Source organism: Paenibacillus sp. P4_A7, assembly GCF_056402455.1.
Map to the genome: position 1 here is coordinate 24,093 of NZ_JBFUHJ010000033.1, position 9,870 is coordinate 33,962.

6 protein-coding genes and 1 rRNA gene are annotated in these 9,870 nt (G+C 44.6%); all 7 read left to right on the forward strand.

Annotated elements, in window-relative coordinates; translation table 11 throughout:
* Window positions 1-151: 151 nt before the first annotated feature.
* Window positions 152-763, forward strand: a complete 612-nt coding sequence (locus tag AC1DWN_RS07780) for a sigma-70 family RNA polymerase sigma factor (RefSeq protein WP_477558330.1) — start codon at window positions 152-154, stop codon at window positions 761-763.
* Complete coding sequence (locus tag AC1DWN_RS07785; RefSeq protein WP_477558331.1) at window positions 726-1,070, forward strand: hypothetical protein; 345 nt, start codon at window positions 726-728, stop codon at window positions 1,068-1,070. The genes AC1DWN_RS07780 and AC1DWN_RS07785 overlap by 38 nt, the downstream gene beginning before the upstream one ends.
* Window positions 1,067-2,536, forward strand: a complete 1,470-nt coding sequence (locus AC1DWN_RS07790) for a hypothetical protein (protein WP_477558332.1) — start codon at window positions 1,067-1,069, stop codon at window positions 2,534-2,536. Before AC1DWN_RS07785 ends, AC1DWN_RS07790 begins: the two co-directional genes overlap by 4 nt.
* 112 nt (window positions 2,537-2,648) lie before the next feature.
* On the forward strand, window positions 2,649-3,359 hold the full coding sequence (gene pcrB, locus AC1DWN_RS07795; RefSeq protein ID WP_477558333.1) for a heptaprenylglyceryl phosphate synthase: 711 nt from the start codon (window positions 2,649-2,651) through the stop codon (window positions 3,357-3,359).
* 1,295 nt (window positions 3,360-4,654) lie between these two features.
* A complete protein-coding gene (gene pcrA / locus AC1DWN_RS07800; RefSeq protein WP_477558334.1) occupies window positions 4,655-7,039 on the forward strand; it encodes a DNA helicase PcrA in 2,385 nt (794 codons plus the stop codon).
* Window positions 7,040-7,101: 62 nt separating this feature from the next.
* On the forward strand, window positions 7,102-9,102 hold the full coding sequence (gene ligA / locus AC1DWN_RS07805) for an NAD-dependent DNA ligase LigA (RefSeq protein ID WP_477558336.1): 2,001 nt from the start codon (window positions 7,102-7,104) through the stop codon (window positions 9,100-9,102).
* A gap of 396 nt (window positions 9,103-9,498) precedes the next feature.
* Window positions 9,499-9,870, forward strand: a 16S ribosomal RNA gene (locus tag AC1DWN_RS07810); the annotation flags it as partial.

A 9,870-nucleotide genomic window follows, 5' to 3' on the forward strand; every position in this document is an offset into this window, starting at 1 on the left:
AGATGACTTATATCGTATATTGTCCGACATAAATAAATAACAGCTATGAGTTGCCGTCTTCTCTGCAAAAGGGAGGGCGGTATTTTTTTATGACCAAATGCAACCATATTCCATCCTGAACGCATCTGAGTAGTAGAAAGAAGGTGAAACGATGAGCGGGGAGCGAGAGGCGATTGAGCGACTGAAGGGTGGGGACGGCTCCGCACTCAAGTGGCTGATGGAGCAATACGGCAACGATCTGATACGAACGGCTGTGTTGCTGTTGAAGGACCGTCATCTTGCTGAAGATGTGAGCCAAGAGGTGTTTATAACAGCTTTTCAAAAAATTAAACAATTTCGTGGTGAAGGCAGCTTAAGAGGGTGGCTGCTGCAAATGACGATTAACCGCTGCCGCAGTAAGATAAGGCTGGCTTCATGGAAACGACTTTTCTTTCGTGAAATAACGGATGAAGAGGCAGCGGCCAACATGCAAAGTATTAACTCGTTTACCATCTCTTCTAAAACATCAGAGCCAGGTACAGGGCAATGGGTCGATGCTATGTCGCTTCGTCAAACCGTTGAATCGATCCCATTAAAATACCGGGAAGTCATCGTTCTATATTATTATCAGGACCTCACCATCAATAAGATTTCCCATGTGCTGCAAGAACCGGAAGGCACAATCAAAAGCAAACTGCTGCGAGGGCGTAAGCTGCTGCGCAATCAATTAGAGGAAGGGGGGTGGCATGATGAATTCGAAGCCGAGCAAAAAACGGTTACGTAACAAGTTGGATAATGAACTATCAGATATACAATTTAATGAGCAAATGCAAATGGCTGTCATGGACAAAACTCGGCCGGTATCCTTTTGGAACCGTGAACTACGAATTCCTTGGCCTGCCGTTGCGCTAGTTATCTGTATGTTTATCGCCGCACCCGTACTGGGTTGGCAATGGATGACATCGGAGCCGTCCTCCGTTTTAACGACAGAAAAAAAGGTTCAACATACAGAGAATGATCCACTAGTCGTTTTTGTAGGGGGAACTTATTATGAATCTCAGCTGCTTGAAGGGTGGTCGAGCATGAAGTGATGCATATTAAAATAAAAACATTACTATTTTCGATAGTGCTGCTGCTGATTATGGCATGGATTGGTTACTTTTCATTGCCCTCCCTGCTATTTAACGCCGGTAAATATGATGTGCTGCTGAAATGGTTTCCGAAAGACGCTTATGCTCAACTAGCATTTAATCAGATTGCGATGAATGCATCAGAAAATTCAACTGATTCAGGAGATGAGAGGATATTTATATATCCCACGTTTAGTTCCTCTGGAGGAGGAGACTCAACCTACGAAGAACGAGCTCGTGGCATATCAGAGCTTGAGCAGCTGCTATACAAATATCCGGAAGCCACGTATACAACTAGCGGAGTGAAATTCAGCTTGGCAAAGCTTTATATATGGAATAAGCAATGGGATAAAGCAGACCTTCTCATTAGTGAGCTTATTGCCACCAAAAATGCATTTTATTCCGAAGAAGAGCTGGAGAGTTTTCGTTCTATGCTTGAAACAAGAAAAGTGGTTGCAGGTAAGCAGGCTGCTGTATCGGGTAAAGTCATGATTGGCAATAAACCGGCTGCAGACGTTTTTGTGGTGTTGCACCCTAAGGATGAGAACGGCTGGAGCTCACCACCATATTCGAGCTATCCCATAGCAATTACAGATGAGCAGGGGTTATATCGGTTTTACGATATAGATGCTAACGAATATGAGGTAGGGGTAGGTGTAACCCCGGCTGAAGTAAGTGGGTACTATTTAACGCAATCCACTAAGCAAACCATCCATATCAATTCGGGTAAAACGGAGCAATACAATTTTGATTTCGTGCAGCAAGTTGAAGTAGTAGCGCCTGTAAACAAAGAGCGGATAGCTGGAGAGAAACTGCGTTTTGAATGGTTGCCCTACCCTGGTGCTGATTATTATGAGTTATCTATTACTACAATCCATCGAAATAAAAAGGGCAAAACACTTGGGTCGAGTACGGCTCCTTTAACGGATGAGCATTATAAAGGGACGAGTGCGGAATACACATTAGAGGAGCTTCGTGGATATAATCGTGGTGGAAGTAAATCAACTAATGCTGAAGGAGATGTCGTTTTATCGAATACAGGAATACTTGGAGCCGTATTCCCTGGCGGCGAATTTATTTGGTCTGTTGACGCGTATGATGCCAATGGTTTTATAATATCTAGCTCTAGCGGTTACTACACGATGTCAACTAATACAGCTCCCTTATTTACGGTATCGGATGAAGGTATGCTTGAAGGTGACAAGTTGGTTATTAATGGAGAGTACGAGCAAGCCATAGAATCCTACAAGTTAGAAGGGAATAACGATTATGCACTACGTGCTTTGGCTAGGTTAGCTTATAACGGTATTACAAAAGAAGATGGCGATCCTGCAGAGGCGTTAGTTTATTTAAATAGGATTAGCATCCAAACAGATAGTGATAAGGAACTCCTGAAGGAAGTAAAGGAAAAGCTTAAGCGGAAATAACTAAATAACTAAGGACTAACCGTTTGACACGCTATTCGCGCTGGCATAGCATAGAAGGATAAAGCATGGATGAGATTTATGATTTTTGTGAAAAAGCGAGGCGTGATCAAACATGAATAATACTTGGTTTTCCAGCTGGAAGCATGTTTTTAAACTCGATCCTGATCGAGAATTGTCTGATGAGATACTCGATGCTATCTGTACATCAGGTACAGATGCAGTTATCGTAGGAGGCTCCAGCGGAGTTACTTTTGAAAATACAGTGGATCTAATGGCGAGAATCCGCAGATATTCCGTCGAATGCGCACTCGAAGTTTCCTCCATGGAGGGTGCCGTACCTGGCTTTGACGGATACTTTGTTCCACTTGTTCTGAATACGAGCAAGGCAGAGTGGATTATTGGCCGACAAATCGAAGGCTTGAAGGAATACGGGTCTTTTGTTCCATGGGAAGAAACAGCGGCTCAAGGCTATATTATATTGAACGATGAAGCAACAGCTGCAAAATTAACAGAGGCGCAGACAGAGTTAAGTGAAGCAGACCTCATCGCACATGTGCGAATGGCAGATCGTCTGATGCGGCTTCCTGTTATATATTTAGAATATAGTGGGACATTTGGCGATATGAAGCTTGTGAAGCGGGCAAGAACTGCTGTTGTTCAGGCTCAAATCTTCTACGGCGGCGGCATCGACAATGCAGATAAAGCTCGTCAAGCAGCAGAAGCTGCCCATACTGTTGTTGTAGGCAACGTCATTTATAGCGATTTAGCAGCTGCGCTATCTACCGTGTCTGCGGTAAAAGAAGTTACAGAGATCACTCGTTAAAACTCAAAATAATATTCCATGGGTTCAAATATATTTAGTCAAAAGAAGCGTGGCACATCGAGAGGGCCATCAATAAAACGTAACCCTCTACCGAGATGCCACGTTTTCTACATCTATTCCTTATCCGCCTTGTCTTTAAAAGAATACCACTCTCCGATATGCATACCCGCACCCGCACCCACACCCGCACCCGCACCCGCACCCGCACCCATGATACCCTTGCTCTTCCTAGTTAATCCAAACTGATTAATTTATAAGCACTATGAAAAGAGACCTCTATTTCAGTTGCCGCATTACACGTGTCTTAGCTCCAATTACTTATTAGCTCAGCTTTGCTTCACTATCCCGTCAGCTCAGGAAGGGTTGCGTATTTTGTGAGGTGAAGGAGGTTTGAGTGGCTTTGCTCCACTATCCCGTCAGCTCAGGAAGGGTTGCGTATTTTATGAGGTGAAGGAGGTTTGAGTGGCTTTGCTCCACTATCCCGTCAGCTCAGGAAGGGTTGCGTATTTTATGAGGTGAAGGAGGTTTRAGTGGCTTTGCTTAACTATCCCGTCAACTCAGGTGTGCTGACTATTGTCTGTTTGCTAGCTAGAATACAATCACTACATGATTAAAAATAATTGAAAAGATAGCGATAGGGATATATCCGTACGGAATATCAGACTATCAATTTTTTAAATAACAAAGGAATTTTGGCGGCTAGAGCGGAGAAATAAGATCATGGTATTTTGGGGGTAAAGGAATTGAGTGGAGATGTAATGGAGGAGTGTCCTGCAAAATGTTGAGGGCTCATTGATTTTCCTGAGCAAAGGGGATTATGAAGCAAAGGTGAAAAAAGAGGAAGTAGAAGTGAAGGTACAGTTAAGATTGTTATTGAAGATATTGGCGGAAAGATGAGCGGATGTGTAAGAGCGGTTGATTGAAATACAATGTATGTTGTAGAAAGACTATAGGAAACTCCTGAGCAGAGGGGATAATGAAGCAAAGGTGAAAAAAGAGGAAGTAGAAGTGAAGGTACAGTTAAGATTGTTATTGAAGATATTGGCGGAAAGATGAGCGGATGTGTAAGAACGGTTGAATAAAATACAATATAAGTTGTAGAAAGACTATAAGAAACTCCTGAGCAAAGGGGATAAAGAAGCAAAAGTGGGACGGTGTGATAGTAGCTTATGGTTTTAGGTTTTACGACGACGAAAGGAGTTTGGTAAGATTTTTTTTGAAGGGTAAATTGACACAGGGTGGGTCGTTGTCTACACTGAGGAGAGGCGAACAAATGGGAACAAAGGAGTCGGAGCATGTTAAATCATATTAGCATCGATCAAGCGGTGCAAAAGCTGAATCCGCCGCAGCGGGATGCCGTTCAAGCAACGGATGGCCCATTGCTTATTATGGCAGGAGCAGGCAGTGGGAAGACGCGCGTACTGACGCATCGAATTGCTTACATCATAGAAAAGAAGCGAGTGGCCCCATGGAGTATTTTGGCCATTACGTTTACAAATAAAGCATCTCGTGAAATGCAGGATCGGGTAAGTGCACTAGTTGGACCATCAGGACGGGATATTTGGGTATCAACCTTCCACTCGATGTGTGTACGTATTTTGCGTAGAGATATTGATCGAATTGGATTTACGTCGAGCTTTTCTATATTGGATTCATCGGACCAACTATCAGTTATTCGTAACTGTATGAAGGATTTGAATATTGATACAAAAAAAGTCGAGCCAAAGGCCGTGCAAGCTGCAATTAGCGGTTCCAAAAATGAACTCATTACTCCGGAACAATTTGAGCAAAAGGCTGGGGATTATTTTCAGGGCATTGTTGCCCAAGTATTTACGAAGTACCAGAAGAAGCTTAGAAGCAACAACTCGCTTGATTTTGACGACTTGATTATGATGACGATTCAATTATTTAAGGAAATGCCTGAGGTACTTGAGTTTTACCAGAACAAGTTCCGTTACATTCATGTGGATGAGTATCAGGATACGAACAGAGCACAATACATGCTAACCCGCATGCTAGCGGATAAGCATCATAATATATGTGTAGTAGGTGACAGCGACCAGTCTATTTATCGGTGGCGCGGGGCTGATATTACGAATATTTTGAATTTTGAAGGCGATTATCCTGAGGCGCGGACGATTATGTTGGAGCAAAATTATCGTTCAACGGCTAATATTCTTGATGCGGCAAATGCGGTTATCAAGTTAAACACAGGCAGGAAGCCTAAGAAACTATGGACCGATCAAGGTGCTGGCGATCTCATTTCGTTGTATCAAGCAGATTCTGAGCATGACGAGGGTTATTTTGTTACAGGCGAAATTCGGAAAAGTGTAAACCAAGGCCGCAAGTTTGCTAATCATGCTATTTTATATCGGACGAACGCGCAGTCACGGGTAATAGAGGAAATACTTATTAAATCAGATATTCCTTATCAAATTGTTGGAGGAGTTAAGTTCTATGATCGTAAAGAGATTAAGGACTTGCTCGGATATTTGAAGCTGATCTCTAACCCGGATGATGATATTAGTTTAGTACGAATTATCAATGTGCCGAAGCGGGGCATTGGCGATACGACTGTCGGGAAGCTGGCGGATGAAGCGGGCAGACGAGGTACGTCAATTTATCGCGTGCTGAATGATCTCGGTGAGGTTGAAGTGAATGGCCGTACACGAACGCTGCTGCGTGAGTTTTATGACATTATCGACAGTTTAACACGTATGGTTGAGTATCTTTCTGTTACGGAGTTAACTGAGAAGGTGTTGGAGCTGTCACAGTATCGAATGGAGCTTCATCAAGAAAATACACTCGAGTCGAAGGCTCGTCTTGAAAATATTGATGAGTTTCTGTCGGTGACGATGGATTTCGAGAAACGTAATGAAGATCGTACGCTGGTTGCATTTTTGACTGATCTAGCGTTGATTGCCGATATTGATTCATTGAACAAGGATGAAGAAGAAGCGGAAAAGAATAAGGATGCCGTCACTCTGATGACGATGCATAGCGCGAAGGGCCTCGAGTTCCCTGTTGTGTTCATCATCGGCATGGAGGAGAGTGTATTCCCTCATAGCCGCGCACTTGCAGATAATGAAGAGCTTGAGGAAGAAAGGCGACTCGCTTATGTTGGAATTACACGTGCAGAGAAGCGATTGTACTTGACCTGCGCTCGTATGCGGACGTTATTCGGACGTACGAACAGCAATATGCCTTCACGATTCCTGCAGGAAATTCCAGAAGCAGTGAGGGAAGGCGTTTCGTCCGGAGGCGGGGGTTATTCCCGCGCAATCGGACGCAGCGGAACTGGCCCTAGCGGCGGTGCCGCAGCACAGAGCGCGGCGGGCCGTGGTATTGCAGGGCGCACGCCAGCTGGCGCGCCCGGTACAGCAGGTCGTTCCCCAGGTATGGGGGGAACGACCCCGGCCGCGATGGGCGGCAGAGGTGGCGTGCGGGTGAGCACGCCAATGCAGGACGCCGCTCGGGCGGCTCAAGGGGCAGGCGCGGCGGGTGATTCCGCGCCGGGAACCTTTGCTGCCGGCGACAGAGTCTCGCACGGCAAGTGGGGTATTGGTGTCGTTGTATCCGTTAAGGGGACAGGCAAGGACATGCAGGTTAATATCGCTTTTCCAGCTCCGGTTGGAATTAAGCCATTGCTCGCGGCTTTTGCACCGATTACGAAAGTGTAACTAGGATAAGTTATTTTGAAGATTAGAAGGAGGAGCCTCCCGTGAATGCTCAGTTGGAACGGATGCAACAGCTAGTAACGCTCATTAAAGAGCATAACTATTACTATTACACGCTTGATGATCCTAAACTAAACGATGTTGAATATGACAAGCTCTACGATGAACTGATCGCTCTGGAAGCCTCCACAGGAGTAACTTTGCCAGAGTCGCCTACCAATAGGGTAGGCGGGGAGTTGTTGAAGGGTTTTGAGCCGCATCGGCATCGCGCACGTTTGTGGAGTCTAGATAAAGCGCAGAACGACGAGGATTTGCTCGCATGGAACACACGTATGCTGAGAGCTATCGCTGATTACAACGTAAAGCATCCGGATGAGGAGCCATTGCCCCAGCCAACTTATGTAGTGGAGCTTAAATTTGATGGATTAACATTAAATTTGACGTATGACGATGGGCAATTAGTTCAGGCGGCAACTCGAGGCAACGGTGCAATCGGAGAAGGGATTTTACAGCAGGTGCGTACAATTCGTTCAGTACCGCTAACAATACCTTTTACAGAAGGCATTATCGAAGTGCAGGGTGAGGGTATCATGCAGTTATCCGTACTTGCAAAATACAACGAAACCGCAGTAGATCCGTTAAAAAACGCTCGTAATGCAGCAGCTGGAGCCTTGCGCAACTTAAATCCGAAGGTGACAGCAGAACGCAAATTGAATGCTTTCTTCTATAATATCGGTTTTGCTGACGGAGTTTCGTTTAATGATCATCGTGAGATGCAGCAGTTTTTACGGGATAATCAGTTTAAAGTAAATCCTTATGTTTCATATATGGATACGATTGAAGAAGTACAAGCGGAGCTATCAAAGGTCACCGAACAGCGCGATACGTTGGATTTTTTAATCGATGGAGCGGTTGTGAAGGTTGTTGATATGCGAACACGTGAGGCTTTGGGCTACACGGATAAGTTTCCGCGATGGGCGGTTGCGTTTAAATTTGAGGCGGAAGAAACAACGACAGTGCTAGAATCGGTATCGTGGGAAGTTGGACGCACAGGTAAAATAACGCCAGTAGCTCGTGTAGAGGCGGTGGAGCTTGCAGGTGTAACGGTTCAGAACTGTACTCTTAATAATATTGGAGATATTGAACGTAAAAATCTGAAAAATGCACTAGGTGCCCTCGTTATCATAAGAAGGTCAAATGACGTAATTCCAGAGATATTAGGTAAAGCAGATGACGAGCCTGGTGAAGAAATCGTATTTCCTACCGTATGTCCTTCTTGCGGCACAGAGCTTGAACAACGGGGAGCTCACTTATTCTGTAATAATAAGCTGGGCTGTCAGCCGCAGATTATAGGGCGGATTTCACATTTCGCTTCTCGTGACGCGATGGATATTGATACGTTCAGCGTTATGACGGCAGAACAACTGTATACAGACAGCGGAGTTCGTGATCCTGCTGATTTGTATGCATTGACGTATGAGGATCTCATTAAGCTAGATCGATTCGGCGAAAAAAAGGCGCGTAAGCTGCTTGATGCTTTTGAAAAGTCAAAAGATCGTGATTTAGCGGCGTTTTTGTTTGCTCTGGGAATACCGAATACGGGTAAGGCAACTACAAAAATGCTAGCTGAGCATTACGGTGATCTTCAAGCGATTATGCATGCTCAGGTAGAGGAGCTAATTACTCTCTCTGATATCGGAGGCATTGTTGCGGATAGTATAGTTGGCTTTTTCAATGATCCAATTATACAAGCTAGCATTACCCGTATGCTTGAGCTTGGAGTGAAAGCAGAAGCTGAAAAACAGGCAGTCGTAAGACAGGATAGTGTATTTAGTGGTAAAACGGTCGTTCTCACTGGAACGCTGCCAACTATGTCGCGAGATGATGCTGCTAAGAAGCTTGAAGCATGCGGCGCCAAAATATCAGGAAGTGTGTCGAAGAAAACAGATTATGTAATTGCAGGGGAGAGCGCTGGAAGTAAACTGACCAAGGCGCGTGAACTAGGCGTGACTGTTATTGAGGATGAAGCGGAGTTATTGAGACTCTTGGGTGAAACCTCTGTATAAAATCTAAATTATAAGAGCGCCCGTGCAGGATTAGCACGGGCGTTTTTTATTGAGGTAGAACGAATAGCGCAGGTCGACATATTAATTTAAGAATGATCTTTATTGTAAAAAACTTATCTCGATTAATTTGTCATTTTTTACAACTTGCATTCTTATTTCACAAATGATATATTATTTCTTGTCGCTTCTGAGACACAACGGATCAACAAAAAGAGACACATTATGATATAAAGAAATGTGAAACAAGCTGTTGACACGGTCGACGAAAGATGATAATATATTTTCTTGTCACCGACAAATTGTGACAAACAAGTTCTTTGAAAACTGAACAAATGGATCACGTCGATCTGATAATGTTTTAAAATAGCTAGTTAAGTATTGAGCAAGTCAAACACCAATTTGGAGAGTTTGATCCTGGCTCAGGACGAACGCTGGCGGCGTGCCTAATACATGCAAGTCGAGCGGATTTAATTGAAAGCTTGCTTTCAATTAAGTTAGCGGCGGACGGGTGAGTAACACGTGGGTAACCTGCCTTTAAGACCGGGATAACATTCGGAAACGGATGCTAATACCGGATAGGCGATTTGATCGCATGATCGAATCGAGAAAGATGGAGCAATCTATCACTTAGAGATGGACCCGCGGCGCATTAGCTAGTTGGTGAGGTAACGGCTCACCAAGGCGACGATGCGTAGCCGACCTGAGAGGGTGATCGGCCACACTGGGACTGAGACACGGCCCAGACTCCTACGGGAGGCAGCAGTAGGG